Source organism: Pseudomyxococcus flavus (assembly GCF_050038885.1).
GTDB lineage: Bacteria > Myxococcota > Myxococcia > Myxococcales > Myxococcaceae > Myxococcus > Myxococcus flavus.
In genome coordinates this window covers 928,888-952,403 of the sequence record NZ_CP143624.1, presented here as the reverse complement: position 1 = coordinate 952,403, position 23,516 = coordinate 928,888, and the positions used below count along the sequence as shown (strand labels likewise).

20 protein-coding genes and 1 pseudogene are annotated in these 23,516 nt (G+C 69.6%); 8 read left to right on the top strand and 13 right to left on the bottom strand.

Going from position 1 to position 23,516, the window contains the following annotated elements; genetic code table 11:
• Nucleotides 1–147 precede the first annotated feature (147 nt).
• Nucleotides 148–1,458 carry a pectin acetylesterase-family hydrolase gene (locus VZL07_RS03865; RefSeq protein ID WP_426753971.1) on the bottom strand — a complete coding sequence of 437 codons (1,311 nt, stop codon included), beginning with the start codon at nt 1,456–1,458 and terminating at the stop codon, nt 148–150.
• Nucleotides 1,459–1,668: 210 nt separating this feature from the next.
• Between VZL07_RS03865 and VZL07_RS03860 the strand changes: the two genes are divergently transcribed.
• The gene (locus VZL07_RS03860) at nt 1,669–2,331 is read left to right on the top strand and encodes a hypothetical protein (RefSeq protein WP_426753970.1); all 663 of its coding nucleotides are present in this window, start codon (nt 1,669–1,671) and stop codon (nt 2,329–2,331) included.
• 153 nt (nt 2,332–2,484) lie between these two features.
• On the top strand, nt 2,485–4,182 hold the full coding sequence (locus VZL07_RS03855; protein WP_426753969.1) for an ATP-binding protein: 1,698 nt from the start codon (nt 2,485–2,487) through the stop codon (nt 4,180–4,182).
• On the opposite strand, the gene VZL07_RS03850 is transcribed toward VZL07_RS03855, so the two are convergent.
• Nucleotides 4,151–6,271: an ATP-binding domain-containing protein gene (locus VZL07_RS03850; protein ID WP_426753968.1), complete on the bottom strand. Its 2,121-nt coding sequence runs from the start codon at nt 6,269–6,271 to the stop codon at nt 4,151–4,153. The two genes, VZL07_RS03855 and VZL07_RS03850, sit on opposite strands and share 32 nt — an antisense overlap.
• 98 nt (nt 6,272–6,369) lie before the next feature.
• Here VZL07_RS03850 and VZL07_RS03845 point away from each other — a divergent pair, with 98 nt between their 5' ends.
• The gene (locus VZL07_RS03845) at nt 6,370–7,278 is read left to right on the top strand and encodes a spermidine synthase (RefSeq protein WP_426753967.1); all 909 of its coding nucleotides are present in this window, start codon (nt 6,370–6,372) and stop codon (nt 7,276–7,278) included.
• Between the two features lie 28 nt (nt 7,279–7,306).
• On the opposite strand, the gene VZL07_RS03840 is transcribed toward VZL07_RS03845, so the two are convergent.
• On the bottom strand, nt 7,307–8,242 hold the full coding sequence (locus VZL07_RS03840; protein ID WP_426753966.1) for a LysR family transcriptional regulator: 936 nt from the start codon (nt 8,240–8,242) through the stop codon (nt 7,307–7,309).
• 173 nt (nt 8,243–8,415) lie between these two features.
• Between VZL07_RS03840 and VZL07_RS03835 the strand changes: the two genes are divergently transcribed.
• The 3 genes and pseudogenes from VZL07_RS03835 to VZL07_RS03825 form a co-directional block, all read left to right on the top strand.
• A complete protein-coding gene (locus VZL07_RS03835) occupies nt 8,416–8,976 on the top strand; it encodes a sugar O-acetyltransferase (protein ID WP_426753965.1) in 561 nt (186 codons plus the stop codon).
• A 492-nt stretch (nt 8,977–9,468) separates the two neighbouring features.
• Complete coding sequence (locus VZL07_RS03830) at nt 9,469–12,219, top strand: M16 family metallopeptidase (protein ID WP_426753964.1); 2,751 nt, start codon at nt 9,469–9,471, stop codon at nt 12,217–12,219.
• A 19-nt stretch (nt 12,220–12,238) separates the two neighbouring features.
• Nucleotides 12,239–12,658, top strand: a pseudogene (locus VZL07_RS03825) (neutral zinc metallopeptidase); the annotation flags it as partial.
• Nucleotides 12,659–12,682: 24 nt separating this feature from the next.
• Here VZL07_RS03825 and VZL07_RS03820 read toward each other — a convergent pair.
• The 3 genes from VZL07_RS03820 to VZL07_RS03810 form a co-directional block, all read right to left on the bottom strand.
• Nucleotides 12,683–13,654 (bottom strand): cation diffusion facilitator family transporter, encoded by a 972-nt coding sequence (locus VZL07_RS03820; RefSeq protein WP_426753963.1) that lies wholly within the window; start codon nt 13,652–13,654, stop codon nt 12,683–12,685.
• Nucleotides 13,651–14,394, bottom strand: coding sequence for a transporter substrate-binding domain-containing protein (locus VZL07_RS03815; RefSeq protein ID WP_426753962.1), 744 nt, complete (start codon nt 14,392–14,394; stop codon nt 13,651–13,653). The genes VZL07_RS03820 and VZL07_RS03815 overlap by 4 nt, the downstream gene beginning before the upstream one ends.
• Nucleotides 14,395–14,563: 169 nt before the next feature.
• Nucleotides 14,564–14,944: a hypothetical protein gene (locus VZL07_RS03810; RefSeq protein WP_426753961.1), complete on the bottom strand. Its 381-nt coding sequence runs from the start codon at nt 14,942–14,944 to the stop codon at nt 14,564–14,566.
• A 91-nt stretch (nt 14,945–15,035) separates the two neighbouring features.
• Here VZL07_RS03810 and VZL07_RS03805 point away from each other — a divergent pair, with 91 nt between their 5' ends.
• Complete coding sequence (locus VZL07_RS03805; protein ID WP_426753960.1) at nt 15,036–15,224, top strand: hypothetical protein; 189 nt, start codon at nt 15,036–15,038, stop codon at nt 15,222–15,224.
• Nucleotides 15,225–15,244: 20 nt separating this feature from the next.
• Here VZL07_RS03805 and VZL07_RS03800 read toward each other — a convergent pair whose 3' ends face one another.
• The 7 genes from VZL07_RS03800 to VZL07_RS03770 all read right to left on the bottom strand — a co-directional run bounded on the left by VZL07_RS03800 (nt 15,245) and on the right by VZL07_RS03770 (nt 21,776).
• Nucleotides 15,245–15,841 carry a hypothetical protein gene (locus VZL07_RS03800; protein ID WP_426753959.1) on the bottom strand — a complete coding sequence of 199 codons (597 nt, stop codon included), beginning with the start codon at nt 15,839–15,841 and terminating at the stop codon, nt 15,245–15,247.
• A 20-nt stretch (nt 15,842–15,861) separates the two neighbouring features.
• Nucleotides 15,862–16,476 (bottom strand): STAS domain-containing protein, encoded by a 615-nt coding sequence (locus tag VZL07_RS03795; protein ID WP_426753958.1) that lies wholly within the window; start codon nt 16,474–16,476, stop codon nt 15,862–15,864.
• 584 nt (nt 16,477–17,060) lie between these two features.
• The gene (locus VZL07_RS03790) at nt 17,061–17,687 is read right to left on the bottom strand and encodes a glutathione S-transferase family protein (RefSeq protein ID WP_426753957.1); all 627 of its coding nucleotides are present in this window, start codon (nt 17,685–17,687) and stop codon (nt 17,061–17,063) included.
• 64 nt (nt 17,688–17,751) lie between these two features.
• On the bottom strand, nt 17,752–18,294 hold the full coding sequence (locus VZL07_RS03785; protein ID WP_426753956.1) for a hypothetical protein: 543 nt from the start codon (nt 18,292–18,294) through the stop codon (nt 17,752–17,754).
• 120 nt (nt 18,295–18,414) lie between these two features.
• Entirely contained in the window at nt 18,415–19,413 is a 999-nt protein-coding gene (locus VZL07_RS03780) for a metallophosphoesterase (RefSeq protein WP_426753955.1), read from the bottom strand.
• A 257-nt stretch (nt 19,414–19,670) separates the two neighbouring features.
• Entirely contained in the window at nt 19,671–21,209 is a 1,539-nt protein-coding gene (locus VZL07_RS03775) for a ricin-type beta-trefoil lectin domain protein (protein ID WP_426753954.1), read from the bottom strand.
• Nucleotides 21,210–21,539: 330 nt separating this feature from the next.
• A complete protein-coding gene (locus tag VZL07_RS03770) occupies nt 21,540–21,776 on the bottom strand; it encodes a hypothetical protein (RefSeq protein ID WP_426753953.1) in 237 nt (78 codons plus the stop codon).
• Between the two features lie 268 nt (nt 21,777–22,044).
• Here VZL07_RS03770 and VZL07_RS03765 point away from each other — a divergent pair, with 268 nt between their 5' ends.
• Nucleotides 22,045–23,436 carry a cellulase family glycosylhydrolase gene (locus VZL07_RS03765; RefSeq protein ID WP_426753952.1) on the top strand — a complete coding sequence of 464 codons (1,392 nt, stop codon included), beginning with the start codon at nt 22,045–22,047 and terminating at the stop codon, nt 23,434–23,436.
• Nucleotides 23,437–23,516: the final 80 nt, after the last annotated feature.

The following is a 23,516-nucleotide window of genomic DNA, read 5'->3' as shown; positions in this document are numbered from 1 at the left end:
TTGCCTCTACCGCCCCGCCGGCCGCGAGGCCAGCGCCGGGAGAGGAGGCTGCCGCCCGGCCCCTGAAACGGCGAAGCGGGACGCCAGGAAGCCCGGCGCACCGCTCCACGTGTCCACCCGGCCACAAGGCCCGGTGTCCGGCGGTGACTACCCTCCCAGCGCGCCGTTGATGAGCGGCGCGACAATCTGCATGCCCGGGTCCTCGGCGTTGTAGCCGTTGGCGGGCTCGTAGATGCGGATGCGCTGGTTGCCGTCAATCCACCGCGACAGGAACGTGTCCATGCCCACGAACTCGCTGTAGCACTTGTACGTCTGGCTCCAGGGGAACTCGAGGTACTCGTACCAGTGCCGCTTCTTCTCCATCTGCTGGCAGGCGTGCGCGCCGATGAAGGTGATGATGGTGCTGCAGTGGCTCTGGTTGATGGCGCGCTCGTGCGGGATGAAGTAGCTGAAGTTGTTGTACTTGTTCAGCTCGGCGACCAGCGCGTCCTGGTCCTGCTTCCAGTAGCCGTGCAGGGACTCCTTGTCGTTGGGCGTGTGGAAGCGCTCATACGAGAAGCGCGAGTAGTTGTAGTCGCGCGTGTAGCCCGTGTAGGCGAGCTGGTCGTTGGGGAACTCCATCGCCACCATGCGGTTGATGGTGCCGAAGTCGTTCTGGCTGAACGTGGCCGGCAGCAGGGAGAAGACGGAGTTCAGGTTCCACGACTGGCGAATCTGGTCGTGCAGCGCGCGCGAGCGGTGGTTCGCGTTGGGCGCCAGGAAGATGGGGCCGGAGTCGTTGAGCAGGTAGCCGCGCGCCGGGTTGATGGCCTTGCGCACGAAGTAGTAGCCGGCCGCCGTCGCGGTGCCGCCCGCGCTGTAGCCCGTCATCAGCATCTTCTGGACGTTGGGGAACTGCGTCTTCGCGTAGTTCGCCACCGCCATCGTGTTGGCGTAGCCGTTGTGGTGCCACGTCAGCGGCGGGTTCTGCCCCGTCGGGTCCGTGTACGTGGCCACGTTGTTGCCGACGTGCACGTCACCGGTGCAGTACGGCACGTAGACGATGTTCCAGCCCTTCGTCACCAGGTCCGTCTTGCTGCGGCCCGGCAGGCCCGGGTCCGCGCCGTTGACGAGCGGCGAGACGTACTTCGCGGTGAACTGGGTGATGTAGTCGTCGGCGATGCCGTTGGGGTTGGCGGCGCCCAGCAGGCCCGCGCGGCCGCTGCACGTGTCGTAATCCCAGCACGCGCCGCCGCCCTCGAACAGGAACATCAGGTTGGGCGAGCTCGTGCGATGCACCCAGAACTTGAACTGGGAACCATTGCCACACTTGGTCCCCGGCAGCTCCACCTTCTGCCAGTTGTAGTTGTTGCCACCGTCGACCAGCACGTCGACGATGCCGGACACGAGGACCTCCGCGCGGGCGGCGGCGGGCACCAGCGCGGCGGCCGTGAGTCCGGCCAGGACGAGGTTCTTCATTCGGGGACCTCCGGGTTTAGTTGGAAAACCCGTGTATACAATGGCGTTGCATCAGAGTCAGGCGGTTTGTGGTTGTTTCATGTCTCGGGGCAGACGAAGCTTGATGATGCATTGCGCCAGGGGTGCGCTGCGTTGCGGCATGGGGTGTAATGCATTGCGCCATCCAGGGGAGGTTGCCGCCTCCTCGCGGTGCGCGGTATGCGGAGCGACATGGCCGTGAGTGCATGGAAGAAAGGCCTGCCGGGCATTGTCCTGGCATTGGTGCTGGTCGCGGCGGCGCTCGTGTACGCGCTGCGTCCGGTGGCGGAGCCCGTGGCCCCGGAAGCGGCCGCACCGGAGCCGGTCCCCGCGTCGCCACCCGTGGCCCACGCGCCCTCGCCGCCGTCTCACACGCCCGCCCCGCCCCCGGTGGACCTGACGCGCCCTCCCGAGCCGGTGGAGGACGAGAACACGCCCAAGGTGCATCCCGTGGACCTGCAGGTGATTCGGGCGAAGCTGCCGGACAACCTCTACTGGGAGCTGGCGGCCCCGACGCAGGACCCGGCGGTGCTGGAGCGCCGCGAGGCGGCATCCCGCCACTGGAACGAGCTGTACGGCAAGGTCCTCTCGGCCGACGCCACGGTGGAGCAGATTCGCGACTACTACGGGCACCGCCGCAAGATGTCCGAGGACTTCATTACCTTCTCGGAAGCGGTGCTGTCCCAGTACGGGGAGGTGCTGCCGGAGCGGGACCGGGGCCTCTACGAGCTGAGCATCGACATGCACCGCACGCGGCTGGCGGAGCTGCCGGCCCAGGAGCAGGACGCGCTGCAACGCCGGGAGGCCCAGGAGCGGCGCCGAGAGGCCTGGCGGCAGGGGCGTCAGGAGCCCTGAACCCGGCGGGCCCGCGGCCCACGTCCTGTTCAGTCGTGGACACCGGCGCCGGGGGGAGGCCCGGGGCTCGGAAAATGTCACCTGTCATGCAGATTTCTGGCGCGTGACAGTGGGGTAGGCGTGAGGGAAGTGTTAATCGGCAGGGACACCGCCTTGGCCCGTTCTCACACCGACCGCGTGGACCTACTCAAGACCGGACAGGACCCTGCTGGCGGCAGCCGCCGCGGGTCGGAAGGCACCGGGCTGGACACCGCCCTGCTGGACCAGGTTCCGGAGGCGGTCGCCGTCTGCCTGCTGGACGGGGTGTGCGTGCACGTGAATCCCGTCCTGGAACGGCTGCTGAACCGGCCGAGGCAGGAGCTGCTGGGGTGGGCGCTGTGGGAGCTTCATCCCGAGTGGACGGAGTCCTCCTTCCAGGAGCGCTTCCGGCAGGTCGCGCAGACGGGGGAGGCCGCCGAGTTCGAGCGCCATGCCCAGGCGGTGGACCGCTGGTTCGTGTTGCGGCTGCTCCGCGCCCACGAGCACGTCGTCTTCTTCTGCCGCGAAATCACCGCCGAGAAGAAGCAGGAGGCGACGCTCCGCGCCCTCTACGACGAGATGCGCCGGGCGCAGCGCCATGCCGCCTTCCTGGCCCAGGCCAGCGAGGTGCTGGCGTCGTCGCTGGAGCACGACCTCATCCTCCAGCGCCTGGCCCACCTCGCCGTGCCCATCCTGGCGGACGCGTGCTCGGTGGACCTGCCCATGCCGGACGGACAGGTGCGCCGCGCCGCCATGGCCTACGGGAAGCCGGACCTGGAGGCGGAGGGGCAGGCGTTCCAGGCGCGCTTTCCGGTCCGCCTGGATGACCCGACGGGCATCGGCAAGGTGCTGCGCACCGGCGTCACCGAGTTCGTCCCGGACTTCGCCGCGGTGCTGGCCGCCACGCAGGGGGGCGACCTGGAGTACCGGCGGGCCGTGGAGGCGCTGGGCATCACCACGTACATCATCGTCCCGCTCATCAGCCGGGGCAGGGTGCTGGGCGCGCTGACGCTGCTCAACTCGGAGTCCCGGCGCCGCTACACCGAGGCGGACGTGCGGCTGGCGGAGGACCTCGCCCGCCGCGCCGCCACGTCGCTGGACAACGGGCGGCTGTACACGGAGGCCCAGGAGGCGGTGCGCGCCCGGGACAGCTTCCTGTCGGTGGCGTCCCACGAGCTGAACACGCCGCTCACCTCGCTGATGCTCAACGTCCAGGCCCTCCGGCGGGACATGGAGCCGCGCCCGGGCGGCACGCCCGCGTCCTCCGACGCGCTCTCGGCGAAGGTCGTGGCCGTGCAGCGGCAGGTCTCCCGCCTGTCGAGCCTGGTGCGCGAGCTGCTGGACGTGTCCCGCATCACCGCCGGGCGGCTGGTGCTGGAGCGCGAGGAGCTGGACCTGGCCGCGCTCACCCGCGAGGTGGTGCCCCGTTTCTCCGAGGACCTGGCGCGCGCGGGCTGTGAGCTGCGCCTGGACGCGCAGGGCCCCGCCATGGGCCACTGGGACCGGCTGCGGCTGGAGCAGGTGCTGCAGAACCTGCTCTCCAATGCCATCAAGTACGGCCGAGGGTGCCCCATCGAGGTGCGGGTGGGCGCCGAGGCCTCCCACGCGTGGCTGTCGGTGAAGGACCACGGCATGGGCATCCCGCCGGAGGGGCGCGCGCGCCTCTTCCAGCGCTTCGAGCGCCTGGCCAGCGAGCGGCACTACGGCGGGCTGGGCCTGGGGCTCTGGATCGTGAAGCAGATCGTGGACGCCATGGACGGCCGCATCCGGGTGGAGAGCGCGCCCGGCCAGGGCTCCACCTTCATCGTGGAGCTGCCGCGTCCTCGGGCCTGACGAGGTGCGAGCGCACGCCCGAGGACACCACCCAGAGCTGATGCGAGGTGCGCGTCACCGCCACGTGCAGGCGGCGGCGTGACTCGTCGTCCATGGGGTAGGCCCGCGCTGTCACGTCCGGGAGGATGACGTAGTCGAACTCCAGCCCCTTCACGCTGCCCACGTCGGTGACGTCCACGCCGGGCTCGAAGGTGAACGCTCCGTCGCTCACCAGCCGCGCCCAGGGCTGGTCCGCCACCACGCGGTAGATGGCCTGCGCGGACTCCGGGCTGCTGGCGATGACGCCCACCGACGCGTGGGGCTCGCGGGAGACGAGGTCCCGGAGCGCCTCACCGATGAAGAGCTGGGCCTGGGCCTCGTCCGGGAAGTGGTGGAAGCCCACGGGAGCGCCCTCGCGGCCGGTGACGTGGGCCTCCGGGGCCTGGGCGCCCAGCACCTGCCGCGCCAGCGCCACCACCGGGCGGGGGCAGCGGTAGGAGACCTGGAGGCGGCAGGTGGCGGCGTCGCGGATGTTCAGCTCGTTGAGGACGGCGGGCCACCCCGCGAAGCCCGCGTCCGTCTGCTGCATCTCGTCGCCCGCGAGCGTGCAGCTCTTCCCCTTGCCCAGGAGCTGCCGCACGGCGAACAGCTCGAAGAGGGAGAAGTCCTCGGCCTCGTCGAGCACGACGTGCGCCAGCCGCTCCAGCCCCAGGGAGGTGTGCTGCGCCTTGAGGAACATGAGGATGGGCAGGTCGTCCAAATCCACGGTGCCGGCCATGGCGTCCGGCGTGTCCTCCTCGATGGAGCGCCCATCCACGGTGATGAGCCGCTCCGCGTCGGTGATGTCCTTCAGCGCCTTCGCCAGCGGCGTGGCGAGCTGGAGGCGGGTGTGCTCCAGCGTCTCGTCGATGGCCGTGAGCGGAATCTCTCCCTTGGCGGCGTGGACCACGCTTTCGAGGAAGCGCCGGTCCATGTACGCATCCGCCAATCGCTTGCGCAGGCGCTCCAGCGTGGTGCCCGCGTCCGACTTCGGGACGCCCACGCGCGCCGCCAGGGCGCGGCGCAGGGCGGGGTGCCGCTTGAGGCGGGACACCAGGGGCGGGGTGTCATGCCACAGCTTGATGCCGGGCAGGTCGAAGGCGGCGCGCGCGGTGGAAAGCAGCCACGCGTCCCGCGTCTGCACGGCCACGTTGCCCAGGCCCAGCGGCGCGAGCAGGCGGCGCGACAGCCGAGCCAGCCCCTCCTCCGGGACGATGAGCTTCATGCGCGCCTGGGGGAACTTCCGCGGGTCGTCGAAGGCGAGCTTCGCCAGCCGGTGCAGGGCCACCGTCGTCTTCCCGCTGCCCGCGCTGCCCAGCACGAGCAGCGGCTGGTCCGGCCCGGTGGAGACGGCCTCGTACTGCTCGGCGTCCAGCATGGCCGTGACGCCGAAGGCATCGTCGATGCGGCGGGCGCCCTTGCCGGTGCCGAGGAACTCCGGCCGCGCCGCCGTCCCCGCGCCGCCCGACTGGAGCGAGGCGAAGTCTCGGCTCACGCTGTGCCAGGTGCCGTCCGCGCCGCGCTCCAGGACGAGCGGCCCGGCGATGATGCGCGTCAGCACGCCGCGCTCGATGACGACCAGCCGGCGCGTCTCCACGCTGCCCTCGGCCAGGCGCTCGCCGAAGTACTCCTCGTAGTCGTCGCCCTCCTCGTAGCAGTAGAAGACGCGGGCCACGGGCGCGAAGCGCCAGTCGATGACGCGCACGCCGGCGCTCACGTCCGCGAACGTGGTGCGGCCCAGCAGGTAGTCGCGCGGGCCGCCTTCCCCCTGGAGTCGCAGGTGCGCGAAGTAGGGGGCCTGCGGGTCCGGCAGCTTCACCGCCTCCTGGCGTTCCATGAGGGAACGCATCTGATTCATCTGTGCGAAGATGTGAGGCAGGTCGGCCACGGCCGCGGTGGCCGCATCGTCGCGGAGCACTTGAAGCTGGGCGACAAGTCCCTGGTTGTCCTGTCCGCGTGCGGACTTGCGCCGCGCGGCTTCCAGCGTGGACTGAACACGGGCCAGCAAGGCCTCTTCCTCGTCGATGATGGCGCGGGCATTGTCGGGCAGCGGCGCCTCGGCGTGGCTCATGCGCGGCAAGGTGAACCTCGGAGCCGTGCCCGTCAACCTGTTGTTTTTCCTGAGAGAAATGCTGTCTTTTTGGTACTCTGTACCTTGGAGGAGTGGACATGCACCGAGTGACCCGGCGCCTCGTCCTGGTGGGGCTGTCGGTCCTGGCGTGTTCGGCCTTCGCGTCGCGCAAGGTCCTGTATGAGAAGGCCTCGCCGTACACCTTCATCTCGGTGACGGAGGACGACGAGGGGCGGCGCTACCTGGGCTTTGATTCCTCGGGCGCGCTCCAGAGCGTGGTCCGGCCGGGAAGGCCCCTGGACCTGGTGCTGCCTTACACGCAGGTGTCCATGGTGGGGCTGGCCTACGTGCCCGCGCCCAAGCGCATCCTCGTCATCGGGCTGGGCGGTGGTGCCATGCCCATGTTCCTGCGCAAGGTGGTGCCGCGCGCGCACATCGACGTGGTGGACATCGACCCGGACGTGGTGACGGTGGCGAAGCGCTACTTCGGCTTCAAGGAGGACACGCGCCTGCGTGCGCACGTGGGGGACGGCCGGCGCTTCATCGAAGCCGAGCGGCCGGCGTATGACCTCATCTTCCTGGACGCCTATGGGCCGGACAGCATCCCCGAGCACCTGGCCACGGCCGAGTTCCTGGCGGCGGTGCGCGCGAAGCTGAGCCCCCAGGGCGCGGTGGTGGGGAACGTCTGGGCCTTTCCTCCGAACCACCGCTACGACGCCATGGTGCATACGTGGCAGGTGGCCTTCACGCAGCTGTACGAGTTCATCGTGCCGCAGAGCTCGAATCGCATCCTGGTGGGCGTGGGCTACGAGGAGAAGGTGGCGGCAAAGACGCTGGAGGCGCGCGCGGAGACGCTGGAGCGCGCCCAGCGCCTGCCTTTCGACCTGAGCGGCCTGGTGGACCGGGGCTACACGGATGCGACGGAGCGTCAGCGTCGCGGGCGGGTACTGAAGGACGCCGACCTGCCGAAGCCCCCCTCCGCGGATACGCCGGTCCAGGCCCGCTGAGCGGTGGGCCCGAGGCTCCCCACCGCCTTCAGCGCTTCCGCCATGGCGGAGTCCACGCCTTGGGGCGCCGGTAGACGTCCAGCCGGGAGTGGAGGTGGTCGCGGAGCTTCGCGAGCGCCGGGTGCGCGTTGTCGCTTCGCCAGACCAGGGAGTGAGGGTAGACGAGCATCGGGCCGCGGATGGGAATGCGGCGGAGCTCGTATTCGGACGGCCACACCAGCCGGATGTGCTCACCGACCAGCGTGGCCAGGGTCGAGGAGCCCGCGACGACCTCCAGGAGCGCATCGATGCCGAAGTCGGGCCCCATGGTGTCGATGGTGAGCCCGAATCTCGTTGCAAGCGCGTCGTAGTAGGCCGCCCACTCGGTCCCCGGGACGAGGAAGGGCATCCAGACCTTGTGCCTCGCGAGCTCGGCGGGCGTCACCGAGCTCGCGGCGGCGAGCGGGTGCGTATGGCTCGTGAGCAACTCCACGGGGTCGTCGAGCACGCGGAGCGCCTCGACGCCGTCCGTCAGCTGCCGGGCAGGCTGGGTGATGGCGCGAAAGGTCGCGTCGATGGCTCCCGTCCGCACCGCGGCCAGGGCCGTCTTCGCATCGAAGAGGTGGGTGACGACATCGATTTGAATCTCGGGATGCGCGCTATGGAATTCTCGGAGGAGTCGTGCGGGGCCGAGGTTGGGATTGACCACGTCGACGCGCAGCCCACGGCGGCCGGGGCGCACGGAGTCCGCCGCTCGCGCTGCCGCTTCCAGCAGATTGCGGGCGTGAGGCAGGAACACCCGCCCGTCGGTGGTGAGCTGAACCCCGCGCGGCGTCCGGACGAACAGGCGGACCCCGAGAGCGGCCTCGAGTGCGGCGATACGCTTGGAGACGGCTTGCTGCGTGAGCGACAGCCTCGCCGCCGCTTCCTGGAACTGCCCCGTGTCGGCCACGGCAAGGAAGGTCCGCACACCATCGAGATCCATGTCACTCCGTCTTCTCGCCCCAGGACCGCCTGGGCATCATAGCGCACGTACAACGAATGGTTGTATCGCGGCGTCAGATGAGTTGTTTGATATCACCGTGGCGCAATGGCTAGGGTCCTTTGTCACAACACGCTGTCGCTCAGCGACGGATTGGACCCGAGGAGTCCTGACCCATGCATGGCGAGCCGCCATTCCTTCCCCGGGAGGTGCGGATTGGCACCCCTGAATCCGAGGTGATGTTCAATAACATCCGGCGGGCGATGCGCCTGACCGCGGAGCTGAACAAGCTCTCATTCGACGATGCCGAAGAGATCAGGGCGCGCTTCAGCGAGCTGACCGGCAGGAAAGTCGACACCACGTTCTCGCTCATTCCGCCTTTCTATACCGACCATGGCGTCAACATCCGCGTCGGTCGGAATGTCTTCATCAACCAGTGTTGCACGCTGATGGACATCGGCGGTATCGACATCGCCGATGATGTCATGATTGGCCCCAAGGTGAACCTCATCACGTCGAGCCATCCCCTGGAGCCGTCCAGACGGCGTGCCTCCGCGGTCGCCAGGCCCATCATCCTCCAGAAGAATGTCTGGATTGCCGCGGCCGTCACGATATTGCCGGGCGTCACGGTGGGAGAGAACTCCGTGGTGGGCGCCGGCTCGGTGGTGACCGCGGATGTCGCTCCGAACAGCTTCGTGGCAGGGGTTCCTGCAAGGCTCATCCGACGCCTGGGCTGAGGCGTCCCGCCGAGATGGGCGGCATCCTTTCGAGAGGTGACCCCACGGACGAATCGGGCGGCCCCACGCCGTGCCCAGCGGCTGGCCGGGCGTCGCGTCCTGGCATTGGACCTGGGCGGCAACTCCAGCGCCTGCCCGACCTCACGTGTGGCCGGGGCCTGGCCATCCCGCTACGTGTGTTGCCTGACCTGGCGCTGCACTGGCCAGCCCGCGTCCCGTGCGTGACGGAATGCACGCCTGCGTTTCGTCAGCGCTAATGGGGAATTGCCAGGATGGCGGAGCTGCCAGGAGCTCTGTAATCGCAAATCAGTCGGCCGGCACGCTTGGCCTGTTCAGCCGTGGATGGTATGAGTCTTTGCACCGTCTGGCCTTGAGTCCAGGGGCCATTCGGTCCGCACTCCGCCTCATTGCCGTCGAGAATCACTTCCGCCCGGGGGGAGGCGGTGGGCGTGTGCCCTCCGTGTCGCTCCCCGGTTGTCACCTGGAGCCTGGATGTTTCCCCCGCGAGTCCGTTCGTCTTCTCCCTGGCGACCCGCAGCCGCCGTCGTCGCCCTGGCGGTGCTGTTGAGCGCGTGCGCCACCCTGCCGCAGCGTGGCCAGGTGGTCATGCGCGACGTGGCCTTCCCGCTGCGCGACTTCCGTTTCCCCTCGGGGCTCCGCGTGGTGGTGGAGCAGGACACCCGTTCACCCGTGGTGGCGGTGGTCGCCGTGGTGGGGGCCGGGGGCTCCAGCGACCCGGGCGGCAAGGAAGGCCTGGCGCACGTGGTGGAGCACCTGGCCTTCCGCGCCCGTCACGCGGGCGGGCCGTCCGTGTGGACGCGGCTGGAGGCCTCCGGAGCCGGCCACTACAACGCCTCCACCAGCCTGGACTACACGTCCTACGAGACGCTGGGGCCGAAGGAGTCGCTGCCCGTGCTCCTGAAGATGGAGGGCCAGCGCCTGTCCGCGCCGCTCGCGGGCGTGAGCCCCGAGGTCTTCGCGGTGGAGCGCGAGGTGGTCCGCAACGAGCTCCGCCAGCGCAACGAGACGGGCTACGTGGGGCAGGTCTTCAGCTGGATGCACGCCTCCGCGTTCCCCGCGGGCCATCCCTACGCGCGCCCCATCATCGGGACGCACGAGACGCTGTCCGCACTGACGCTGTCGGACGCGCAGCGCTTCGCCCGGGCGCACTACCGGCCGGAGAACGTCACCCTGGTCATCGCGGGAGATGTGGACCTGGCGGCCGTGGAGGCCACGCTGCGGCAGAACCTGCCCGAGGCCTGGGTGGGGACGGGCGCGCCGCTGGCGCTGGAGCCGCGGCTGCCCGCGCAGGCCACGGCGCCATCCATCGCGCCGCCCCAGAAGTCGGTTCCCGTCTACGCGGCCGCCGTGCCGACGCCCGAGGTGTACCTGTCGTGGGTGCTGCCGCGTGGCTTCGAGGAGGCCAGCGCGGTGCACGACTTCGTTCGCGCCACCTTCAGCCAGGGCCTCTGGGGGGCACAGCGCAGTGACGGGGACATCGCGGGCATCTCCACCGACCTGATTCCGGGCACACGTGCCTCGCTGCTGGTGGTGCGGGTGACGCTCAGCCGCGGCGATGACCCGGCGCGTTCGGCGGGCAAGGTCCTGGACCAGGTCCAGAACGCATGGGCGCAGGAGATCCAGGCGGGTGGGGTGCTGGGGCGCGAGTTCGACTTCCAGGCCATGCGCCGTCAGGTCGTGACGGGCATGGTGCTGGAGTCCGAGGACCTCCTCTTCCGCACGGAGCGCCGCGCGCTGCTCACCCACTTCACGCAGGACGTGCGCTCCTATACCCGCTCGCAGATGGCGCTGATGGCGCTGGGTGGCGGCAACGTGACGGACTTCTCCTACCAGTGGCTCCAGCGGGACCGGGCGCGCATCATCGTCGTGCGGCCCGGCGAGACGCCGGGCGCGGTCGCGGCCAGCCTCCCGGCGATTGCGGACGAGGCGCCCTCGAGCACCCCCGCCGAGCGGGTGACGGCCTCCATGACCGCCGCGCTGGAGTCGCCCGTCCACGTGCTCAAGCTCGACAACGGCATGGAGGTGCTCCTCGTCCCGCGTCCGGGCCTCCCCGTGGTGCGCGTGGGCGCGGCGCTGGGCGGTGGCTGGTCCCACGGAGCGAAGCCCGGCGTGGCGGACCTGGCCAACTGGGGCTCCTTCCGCGAGTCCTGGTTCGAAGGTCGCCCCAGCGACTGGGGACTGCACACCTCGGGTTCCTTCCGGCGGGACCATCTGCGCGTCGGCATCTCCGGCACTGCGGGCAACGTCGGCAACATGCTGGCGATGCTGGCCGAGCAGCTCGACTCCACGCGCACCTCCGAGGACGTGGTGCGCTACTACCGGGAGCAGGTGCTGCCCTGGCGGCGGGCCGTGGACACCTACCCAGAGGTCCTGGCCGAGCGCCACCTGCAGACGGCCCTGTACGGAGCGCATCCCTACGGGCGTGAGGCCAGCGGCGAGGACCTGGCGCAGGTGTCCTGGACGGAGGCCAACGCGTGGATCGAGGACGTGTACCGCCCCGCCAACACGGTGGTCGTCATCGCGGGCGAGCTCGACGTGAAGGAAGTCGAAGGCCTGGCGCGCAAGTACCTGGGCGGATGGAGCCGGGGCAAGCCCACGCCCGTGGCCGTGCCGCCCGCGCCCGAGCTGCCGGCGGCGCCTTCCAGCGCGAAGGCGCTGCTCACGCCGCGTCCCGGGGCGAGCCAGGCGCAGGTGCATCTGGCCTGCCGGCTGCCCACGGCCACGCCGGAGCTGGAGGCACGTTACGCCTTGATGGCGAGCCTGATGTCCGGGGCGGCCACGGGGGAGATGCGCTCACGCCGGGGGGCGACCTACGGCTTCCACGCGCAGCCCTGGCTGGGGCGGGGCGGAGCGGCCCACCTCGTCGTGGAGGGCGCGGTGGACGCGCAGCGCATGGCCGAGGGCATCGCCACGGTCCGTGACGCGCTCTCGGGCTTCGCGAAGCAGGTGTCCGAGCGCGACCTGGAGCGGGCGCGGGCGCAACTGCTGGCGTCGCAGGCCGTGTCCTTCATCACCGCGGAAGCGTGGGTGAACGCGCTGCTCACGGCGCGCGTGCGCGGCTTCGAGCCCGAGGCGGTGACGCGCCGGCCCGCGCTGCTCAAGGCGGTGACGGCGGAAGCCCTGCGGCAGGAGTTCGAAGGCTGCCTCAAGCGGCTCGTCGTCTCCATCACCGCGGACGAAGGCCAGGCCCGGTCCGCCATCCAGGCCATGTCCCAGCCCTAGGTCTCGATGGGGGCCCGCCGGCGCGCCCGGCGACTTCGCGCAGGCCTACGTCGTGGCGCACGAGGTGGGCCACCATGTGCAGAACCTGCTGGGCCTTTCCCGGCAGGTCCAGGCCATGCGGGGCCGCGTGTCTCCGGAGGAGGCCAACGCGCTGTCCGTGCTCCAGGAGCTCCAGGCGGACTGCTTCGCCGGCAGCTGGGCCCACCACGCCCAGCGCCAGGGGCAGCTGCTGGAGGCGGGGGACGTGGAGGAGGGGCTGGGGGCGGCGGCGGCCATCGGCGACGACGCCTTGCAGCGGCGCGCGCAGGGCTACGTCGTCCCCGAGTCCTTCACCCATGGCTCGTCCGCGCAGCGCGTCTCCTGGTTCCGCCGCGGGCTGGAGCAGGGCCGCCTCGACGCGTGCGACACGTTCGGGGACGCGGGCTCGCCGGGCCGCTGACACGGCGGCGTGGGCCGCATGGCCTCAGCCCAGCCGCTCCACGGGCACCAGCATCACGTCGCGCAGGCGCCAGTCGAGGCGCTTGAGGGCCTCGGCGGCGTTCCCCAGCCGGGTGACGAGCTCCGGGCCCCTGTCCCTGGGCACCACGCGCACGTCCGCGCAGAAGACGTGTCCGTCCTCGCGCACCCGCACGTGGACGGCCTCCACCCACTCCAGGCCGCTGAGCGCCTCGTGAATCCGGCGCGGCAGCGGCTCGGCATGCTTGGAGTCGAGCGTGCGCGGGGTGCGGTCCATCAAGTCGCCCAGGGAGGTGCGCAGGTGCCGCTGGCCATCCCAGGAGATGTCCAGCGCGATGACGCCCGCGGCCACCGCGTCCGCCCACCACCACCCCATGCCAATGCCCACCACGCCCAGCATGGCGGCCACCGCCGTGAGCCAGTCCGCCTTGTTCATCAGGGCGTCGGCGTGAAGCACCTTGTCGTGGAGCGCCTCCGCCAGCGGCAGCTTCGCCCGGCCCAGCAGCACGGAGGGAATGGCCGACCAGGCCAGGGCCGCCAGCATCAGCCAGCCCATCCACACCGTGTGACCGAACAGCTGCGTGGTGCCGATGGAGGGGTACTCCGCGCGGACCAGCTTGAGGACGGACTCCACGAGCAGCCACAGGCCCATGAAGAGCAGCGCCACCGAGCCCACGAGGTACGCCACGGTGACGGCACGGTGGTAGCCGTAGGGGTACTCGCGGGAGGGTTTCCGGTGCGCGACGCGGCTGCCCACGAGGAAGGAGATGGGCGGGATGAGGCTGAGCAGGTCCTCCAGCCACGCGGCCTTCATCGCCTGGGAGGCGCCCAGGGTGAGGTAGATGACGGCGATGGCCGACACCAGGTAGGCCAGGGCCCAGGCCTCCAGCCGCTGCGCGCGCTTCAGGACGCTGCGCTTGTCGTCGGGAAGGTCGTCTTCATCCGCCGCGCCGGAGCGCTGCCGCTGTCGCCAGCTCATCGCCGTCCCTCCGCCGAGGCGCGGGAGGCTCGGGACTGCGCCGCGGCGATGAGCCCCTGCCGGATGTCCTGCGCGTGCTCGACGACGAAGCGGTCCACGGTGAGCAGCCAGCGGTTCTCACCGGCGGGCACCACCCACATGCGCTGTTCCTCGCGGAGCGGCGCTCCACCCGGGACGTAGCCCCAGGCCGCGAGCTGCCAGTCCCATGCGGCCCGGAACCCGGGCGCTTCGTGCAGCGCATCCGTCTCGCGGACGTGTGCGCCTTCCTCCTGGAGCCGAGGCCCGGCGTCGCTGCCCCGCGCCACGAAGACGGTGAGGCCTTCCAGCGTCTCCGGCACGGACTGGCCGGGCGGCGCCCCCACGCGAACCTGGGTGGTGAGATAGGGGTGGCCGGTGCCGAGCTGCTTCGCCCACGGCGCCTTCGCGGGAATGCCGCCGATGACGAGGTCCACCGCGCGCTCCTTCAAGGCGTGCATCAGCTCGGCTTCGGGGGCCACCGTCCAGGCCACCCGGGCGCCGAGCTGCTCGGCCAGCTGTGCCACGGCCTGGGCCTCGGGGCCGGTGGGCTTGCCGTCCAGGAGCTCGGTCCACGGCGCGTGACGCACCAGCCCGACGCGCAGGAGGCCTTCCTGCTGGATGCGTGCCTGCGTCCCGTGGGTGTCGCGCGGAAGGCCACAGGCGCCCGTGGCCAGCACGAGCCACCCCACCAACAGCACTCCCACGCCTCTTTCCCCACGCACGGTCCCGTCCTCCTGGTTGGCCGCGGAGGCATGCGCGCCCTCGTGGCGTCGCGCCCGCCGCGGGCTCCACGCCCGGAAAGGTGGGCATGCGGCGGCCAGGGCGCCACGCGCTCCGAGTGCTTCCCTGACCTGGCCTGGCCACGCACCCGCCGGCTTGCCGGTCAGGCGCTCAATCCAGGTAGCCCCAGCGGTCCTCTTCGAAGACGTAGAACGGGCGGCCGAAGGGGAGCCGGTCCGTCCAGCCCAGCACGTGCCGTGGGGCCGCCTCCGGGCCGCTCACGACGTAGGTGAAGCCGAAGACGGGGCCGCTGAACTTCGCGGGCGGCAGCTCGGCGAGGAACTCCGGGACGAGCTGCGCCAGCGTGTCAGGGAGCCGTCCATGCTTGACCTGGTAGGCACGGCAGGCCGCGATGAGGGCCTCCGCGTTGCGCCGGGCCCGTTCGCTTGCCTTCCGGCCGGGCCGGAGCGCCAGGTACATCGTGAAGGCCGCGTTCGCGCCATTCCGGACGGTGTGGACAAGCTGGTGAAAGGCTCCCATTGCCGCGGCCATGCGTGCCTCCTGGGTGGGGCTCCAACATGCCATGCCGCGTGCCGCGAGGGACTTCCAGGCTGCCTAACTTCTCCAGGAGGAGGACAACGCCATGCCAGACACCGAAGCGCCGCGGCCGCTGTCCGAGCCGCCAGACGACGCGCCCGAGCGACAGGGGCGCTACATGGAGGAAGAGCCGGGCCATACGCCCGGGAGCGCGGAGGGCGACGATGAGGACACGCCGCTCCGGAACCACCCCTATCCGGACCCGGACCACACGCCGGGCTCGGCTGAAGGCTGACTGCCGGTCCGACTGCTGACCTACCACTGGATGATGTAGGTGCAGGCGCTCGCGCCCTTCTGGCGGCACCCCGCCGAAGGGTCGTGGGTCAGGGTGGCCTGGGGCGCGAAGCGCTGGGCCATGCCCTTGATGAGCCCCATGTCGAAGCGGCACGGGTAGGGATTGCTCACCACCATGTGGGCTTCGTTCTTCCCGTCCACAGGGTGCAGGACGTAGTGCCCGATGCCCTCCGTCTTCTCCCCCGTCACGGGGTTGAACATGCCCTTGCCGTCCTTGCGGTGGTTCATGTGGTAGGCGACGTCGATGGAGGCGAGCGCCGAGCGGACGTCGGTGATGTTCGCCGGGAACACGGCCGTTCGGGGCACGATGGAGCCGACCTTCTCCAGGCCGCGGCCACCCAGCAGGGTGTCGATCTTCTTGTAGGCGCGGAGGTAGTCCTCCAGCGGGTACCAGGCGTTGACGTCGATGGTGAGGTGGCCCTCGGCGTCACGTGTCTGGACCTTCATCGTCTCGAGCAGGACGCCGAGGAGGACGGAGAACGACTTCACGGCCTCGACGACGGAGGCGACGCTGGCGCCGGAGGCGGCAATGCCCTGCCAGGGGGAGTCAGTGGTCATGTTGAGGAACTCCGAGGGAGCTACCGGGTCGTGGTCTCGAAGGCCCGGTGCGAGTTCTGGCCGCGCAGGTAGAGGAAGCACTCCTTGAGGCCGTCGCGGAGGCTTCCCAGCGTCTTCACGTCCCGGAGGTCCACGCCAATCTGGGTGAGCGTCTGGGCCACGAAGGGGCTGATACCGGTGACGACGCAGTAGGTGCCCAGCAGCCGCGCTGCGTTCACCATCTTGATGAAGTGATTGGCGGTCGCCGTGTCCACCACCTCCATGCCGGTGATGTCGATGATGGCGCAGCGGGCCTTGCCCTGGGAGATGCGGTGCAGGAGGCGCTCGGTCATGTCCACCGAGCGCTGCGTGTCCATCACCCCGACGATGGGCAGCGTGAGGATGTCCTCCCACAGCTCGATGATGGGCGTGGACAGGTCCCGGATGGCCAGCCGCTGCTGCTCGATGGTGGCGAGCTTCTCTTCCAGCTCCCGGCGCGCGGCATCCAGCTTCTGGATGGACTGCTCGTTGGCCTGCACGGACGCGTGGAGCTGGCGGGCGAACAGGTTGATGGTCTCCTCGAACGAGGAGAACGCATCCTCCCGGGGGATGGGGATGAGGTGCTGGGCCGGGTCGAACTCTCCCAGTGAAATCATGGCCAGTACATCGCGGATCCGCTCGATGCGCTCGACGTCGACCGAGATGGTTTCGGGGGGTGCCGATGGCTGAGTCATGTGATGAGCAGGCTGGCTGAGCAGGATGCGGCCTGTGAAGGAGCTGCCGCGAATCCGGTCGGCATGGCTGGCTTTGTCCTATGCCGGAAAGTTATCACGCCAGCAACGGGTGCTGGCTGACCCTGTTTCAGATAATGCGTGAGATTGGTGAGGGCTTCGAATCTCGCCGGGCGGGGAATCTCCGGCAGTCCTGTGTTTCGCCGTGATAAACCCGCATGTCGGGTTTCAGGGTGGCGGGCGGCGTCAGATGGGCGAGGCGCGCCTTCTCCAGCATGGCCGCGACGTCGACCTGACGGCCCGTGAGCTTTATGAGGCGATACCGGACGGATATGCCCGGCCACTGGGCACCGGGCTCGCTCCGAGCGTGAGAATTCGCCGTCCCGGGCCAGCCCATGTGTCGCTGTTTCAATTCCTTGCGTGGAGCGGGATTTCACTCTCAGCGCGTCGGCAGGGAGCTCGAAGCTCCTGGAGGTCTCCCATTCAATGCGAGCGTGGGCGCCGGGGGCTCATTGGAAGTGGCGCGCCAGCACGGCGGCGACGTGCGGGTTCTTCTCGGCCTGCAGGGCCACCGCCGCCAGTGCCGGGCAGTGCTCCTTGAACCAGTCTGGCCCGGGCCACCAGCGCGACATCACGGTGATGTACAGGTCCAAGCCACTGAACTGCTCACCGAGCGCATGAGGCGCGCCCACCAGCGCGTTGATTTCCCGCCAGAGGTTGGTGCGGCGCTCCGTGGTGGTGTCGCGCAGCCGGTCCGCGGCGGGGCCAGCCAGGGTCCACTTGGCCGTGTCATCGCCGAACGTGAAGGTGGGGTACACCGCGCCCACGATGCGGAGCAGCAGGTGGAGGAAGGTCACGCGCTCGGGCTCGGAGGCCGAGGGCACCAGCCCAGCCTGCGGCGCGACGTCATGCAGGTGCAGGAGGATGGCGGCGCTCTCGGTCATGATCCGGCCATCCGGGAGGACGAGGGTGGGCACCTGGCCCAGCGGATTGAGCTTCAGCAGCCGGTCTCGCCCCGGGCCCGGCTCCAGGTACGGCAGGTCCGTGAGTCGGCACGGAATACCCGCGATGCGCATCGCCATCTCGATGATGGCGGATCCACAGCCTGGCGAGCCAATCAGTTCGTATTCGTTCATGGCGGCCTGGCAGGATAGGGCATCGGAGATGCTTTCAGGGGGGAAAGCCGCCGAGGACAATTGGCTAGTTCCAGGGGAAGATGGGGCCCCAGACAGAGTCCGCGCTCAACGCGAGGGGGAGCTTGGCGGTGAGCACGAGCCCCACCTCGCGGGGATGCCGGGTTCGCTCCACGCCACCCGGGCCCACATCCGGGTCTCCAGACAGCGGAATCCCGAAGCGCAGGCCCACGGTCCCGAACACGAAGGCGAGGTAGGGCGCCACGTGCAGCGCGGTCGTGGCGACGCGCGTGCGGTTCGCCGTCTCATGCGCGATGCCCAGCTCCAGGCCGCCGACGAGCAGGGTGCCCTGCAGCCCGGCGCACAGACGCGTGCTGCCATGGCTCATCTTCTGGGCCTGTCCGAAGGCGCCCAGTGCGCCAAGGTCCTTGAAATAGTTGAGCGAGAGCTCCGCGCCCACGCCCTGGACTGACTCGTCCGAGTTCAGCGTCGTGCTGAACATGGGACCAATGGACAGCCACGTCTCCCCTTCGGGGAACAGCTTGATGTCCGCCCTCGCCGGCGATGCGAACAACACGGACGACACGAGGAGAAGCACGGAGAAGCGCATGGGCTGGCGGCAATGCAATGGCCGGGCCCTTGCTCGGTGCCGAGCGAGACATGGTGCAGATGTGCAATGGCTTGCACGCCGCGCGGGCTGAGTTGTGCACCCGCGCGGCACCCGGGGAGCTCAGTGCTTCTGGGCCGGGCGTGGCGGGGCGGGGGCCTTCACGGGAGCCAGGGGGACGGTGCCCTCCCGGTAGATGGCGCTGAGCTTCCCGCCGCGAAGCTCCAGCGCCGCCAGGTTCCGTCCGTAGCCGGTGCTCAGCCCGGTGTCGATGAGCAGCGCCTTGCCGTTGAATCGCACCTGAATCTTCCCGTCGCGGTTCGTGGTGTGCCCCATCACCATGCGCTTCGCGCCGAAGCGCTGAAGCACCGCGTCCAGCGCGGGCTCCGCTTCGTGCGGCTCGCCCAGGGCATAGCCCCGGAACCACAGGGGGCCTTGCGCATCCCTGGCGCCGCCGGGCGGATGACCCGGGAAGAAATCCTGGCGAACCCAGCGGTTGAGCTCGGCCAGGCTCGCGCCGGGGACCTGGGGCGCGACACCGCCGTGCACGAAGAGCGTGTCGTTGATGCGCACCACGGCGGCGTGGCGCCGCAGCCATTGGCCATAGCGGCCCTGGAGACTGTAGGCCGCGCGGTGACCGTGGAGCCCCACCGGCGTGCCGGCGCCCTGGGGCTCGGGACTCTGGTCCGCGAAGGACGCCATCTCCCCGGGGCTGACGTATCGCAGGTCCCCGAGCATGTTCATGGCCTCGTGATTGCCCAGCAGCGCGTGCACCCGGCCTCCCGCGGCGAGCGCTTCCTGCTCCAGCCGGATGAGCAGGTCGAAGGCCGCTCGCGTCTGGTCGCCGCGGTCCGGAATGTCACCCGTCTGCACCAGGTGCGCCTTGCCCCCTACCCACCGGTCCTTCGCGTCGATGATGCCCGCCAGCCGCAGCACCTCCTTCAAGGCGTCCACGTCCCCGTGCACGTCTCCCACCGCCACCACGCGCTCCACACCGGTGAAGGTGTCGGGGACGGCGTCCTCCAGCCGGGGCGGAGCGGGGGCCTTGGGTTGCGGCGCCGCCGCCAGGAGCAGCGGGACGAGCAGGAGCAGGCGGCTCGGGCGAAGCAGGGGCGGGGCCATGGGCGTCCTCCAGATGCGCGGTCGCTCGGGGCTGGCCAGCCCACGGGCACCGGATGCCGCCAGCGTGGCATGCCCCTGCCGCTCACGGTGGCGGAAACGCCCGTGAGGCGCGTCCGCTGGCGCCGCTCGCCTCCGGGTGGGAGCACGACCCACGCGGAGTCACGGGCGAGCACCCGGGCAGGCGGTGCGTTGCCAGACGCCGCCCGCCGGGCCGCACGGGGCGCGTGCTGCATGCCCCGAGCGGAAGGAAGCGGAGACTACCGGTAGTCCCACTTCTGGTTCGGGTTGCCCGTGCACTCGTAGATGATGAGCTGGGCGCCGCTGGCCGTGTTGTGGTTCACGATGTCCACGCACTTGTTGGCGAGCACGCTGACGAGGTCACCCGCGCCGCTGAGCACGAACTGCTGGGCGGGGTTGCCGCTGCAGTTGGCGAGCTGGATGGCCGCGCCGTTGGCGGTGGAGGCCCAGGCCACGTCCATGCACTTGCCGCCCGCCTGGACGGTGCCGTTGATGAACGTCCATCGCTGCGCGTTGGTGCCGTTGCAGTCCCACATCTGGAGCCGCACGCCATCGGAGAAGTTCGAGTTCGGCACGTCGATGCACTTGCCGTTGAGGCGGGAGACGAAGGCGCGTCCGCTGCCACCGCCCCCGGCCGTGCGGAGCTGCAGGCCATAGGCGTTCAGGATGGGGTTGACGGGCTGGTAGAAGGTCTGCGGCGGGTTGCCGGTGGCGCACGTCCCCGCCACGCCGGACGTCACGCCCTGGGCCTGGTTGCCGGAGACGACCGAGCCGCCCGAGTCACCGCCGTCCGCGCAGGCGTTCGTCCGGTGCAGGCCGTACACGGGGCCGACGGAGTAGTTCACCGTGATGTTCTTCGCCTGGAGGACGCCGCACCGCCAGCCAGTGGTGTAGCCGGACCGGCAGATGGAGGCATTCACGGGCGCCTCGTTCGAGCCATGGACGAGGACGTTGCCACCGCCATAGTTGTAGACCCAGGGCTGCGGGGTCCATGAGGCATTCGTGCCCACCCAGCCGTAGTCCGCGCCAGGCCACACGGAGCCACGGATGGTGCCCTGGGCCACGCCGTTGTACCCGGTGGTTGGCGTGCCGACGCCGCCGCAGTGGCCCGCGGTGACGAAGCCTCCGTTGACGGGGAAGCCCACCGAGCAGCGATAGCCGCTGAAGTAGTACGGGTCGCCACCGCGCAGGTCGTAGGCAGGCACCGGCGCGTGCTGCGAGGCCACCACGCGGATGGTGCCGTCCTTCAAGCCCGAGCTCCGGCTGATGAAGGCGTCCACGCGCCGCTTCGCCTGGCTGGAGGCATCCACGTAGACGACCACGCTGTTGGTGGGCAGGTCGACGTTCCAGGAGTGGATGGCGGGGGAGAGCGCCTTGACGTTCTGGTCCAGCTCCGCCTTCACCTGCTCCAGCCGCTCCAGGCTCCGAGCGACACGCACGGTCCGAACGCCCGCGAGGCGCACCTTGGTGGCGTGAGCATCGTCGGTGACACCGACGATGAGCTCGCCGCCCTCCGCGTCGAGCCACGCGCCACCGAACCCGGTGCCGAGCTGCTCGCGCGCCGCTTCTTCCAGCTGGGGCGCCTTCGCTTCGAAGGCGAGCCGCTGGCGGACCTGCTCCTCGGTGAGGCCCAAGTCGCGGCGCATCGCGGAGACGATTTCCGGCGCGACGTCCAGGTCCTGCGGGGACGCGGCCGCGGCGGTCATGGGCAGACCCGTCAGGGTGGCGAGGCTGGCGAACATGGCCGCGGTGGAAAGCCAATCAGACATTCGATTCATGGAGTGGATGGGGTGTTCCTACGGCAGGACCAACGCCAGGGCAGTGGGGACGGCCCTGCTCGTGGGAGTGAGTGGTATTCCCTGGCGTGTTGTGGCGTCCGCAGGAGCACGTGGCATGCCATCTCGGGTTTGGCAGGCTTCAGGGGGCACAGCGCGGCTTGTGTCTGCCTCCCGCGCAATTTTCCCGTGAGCAGGTGATGACGGGTCCCATCACCTGGTGACAGGAGTTACCACCCAACAGCTGGTGTTCAGGCCGCTGGCGTCGCCGGGCCGGCGCAGCCGTCCGACGAGCCGGCCACGGCGACGCGGCCGGCCCGCCGGAGCCCGGCCTCAGCAGCAATAGCGATGGGTCGGACACACGCTGCCGTCGCTACAGACGGACACACAGTAGCCTTGGTTGTAGTTACAGACCATGTCGCGCCGGGTGCGGCAGGCCGAGTCGTCTTCGAAGCTGCAGGGGATGATGAGCTCCTGCTCGGACTCTCCGAGTGGCGCCTCCGGCTCCTGCATTCCACCGCAGCCTACCAGCCCCAAAGACAGCACCACGGCGAGCCCAGCGTTGCGCATCCAGATCGGCATCGTTTGCTCCAGGTGTCGGTCCCGGTCATTCGGGACGTGACCCCAGTCTAGTACAATCGCGAGGCGCGAATTTGGATGTGTCATGTCTTGGCAACTTGATGCCCTCATCAGAACTTGCCTTCCGTTGCGATTGTTTGATTTTCTGCTAAAAATATTCCAATTCGCAATTAACGTTGAACTCATGAAAATCATGATGGCTGCCTCATGAGGAAGGGCGGTGCGCGTGTGTGCTGCCTTGGCCCACCAGGAGGCGACAGTGAAGAAGCGCTCATCGAGCTGGATGGCATTGGGGCTGATGCTCTGCGGCACCGTGGCCCACGCGGATGCGCTGCCGTATCGCGGCGTCAACCTGGCGGGGGCGGAGTTTGGTTCGACGTTCCCTGGCACCCATGGAACGCACTACATCTACCCGGACCCCGCCTATACGAACTACACGACGCTGGACTACTACCTCGCGAAGGGGATGAACACCTTCCGGTTCCCCTTCCGGTGGGAGCGTCTGCAGCCCACGCGCGGCGCGGCCTTCAACGCGGCGGAGCTGAGCCGGCTCCGGACGACGGTGGACCGCATCGTGGGCAAGGGCGGCTACGTGCTCCTCGACCCGCACAACTACGCGCGTTACGGGGCCGGCGTCATTGGCGGCTCGGTGCCCAACGCCGACTTCGCGGACTTCTGGTCGCGGCTCGCCCAGGAGTTCAAGAACAACCCGCGCATCTTCTTCGGCCTCATGAACGAGCCGCACAGCATGCGCACGGAGCAGTGGGTGACCGCGGCCAATGCCGCCATCCAGGCCATTCGCGCCACCGGGGCCACCAACCTCATCCTCGTGCCGGGGAACGCCTGGAGCGGGGCCCACTCGTGGAGCTCGTCCTGGTACGGCACGCCCAACGCGGTGGCGATGCTGAGCATCCAGGACCCGGGCAACAACATGGCCTTCGAGGTTCACCAGTACCTGGACGGAGACTCGTCGGGGACCTCCTCCAGTTGTGTGAGCGCCACCATCGGCGGTCAGCGGATGCAGAACTTCACCAACTGGCTGCGGGCCAACGGCAAGCGCGGCTTCCTGGGCGAGTTCGGCGGCGGCAGGGACTCCGTCTGTGCGGCGGCCATTGGCGACATCGTCAGCCACCTGGAGGCGAACGCGGACGTCTACCTGGGCTGGACGTACTGGGCCGGCGGCCCGTGGTGGGGGGACTATTTCTCCACGCTCGAGCCGCTCAATGGCGCGGACCGTCCGCAGATGGACGCGCTGGAGCCGCACCTGGGCACCGCGTCCGCCTGTCAGCGCAGGACCTATGAGGCGGAGAACATGACGCGCTCCAGCGGTGGCACCGTGACGGGCGGCTGGAGCCTCTGGGGCAATGGCTACATGTCCACGAGCCATGACTTCCCGAGCGGCACCAGCACGCTCGCGGTGACGGCCAGCGGAGACCCGGCCGCCGGCGTCTGGCCGCACATGGTCGTCTCCGTGGGAGGCGTGCGTGTGGGAGATGTCTTCGTCAGCAGCCGCACCTGGACGCAATACACGTTCACCTTCAACGGCACCGCGGGGAACAGGGAGATTCGCGTGGCGTTCGACAACGACACCCGCACCGCCACCGAGGACCGGAACCTGAAGGTGGACAAGGTCGTCGTGGATTGCCCCTGACGAGACGCACGCGAAACTGTGCTGGTGGCCGTGAGGTGCACAGGCGGGCGGCGTGGGAGATTGGGGCTCGGGGCGCGCCA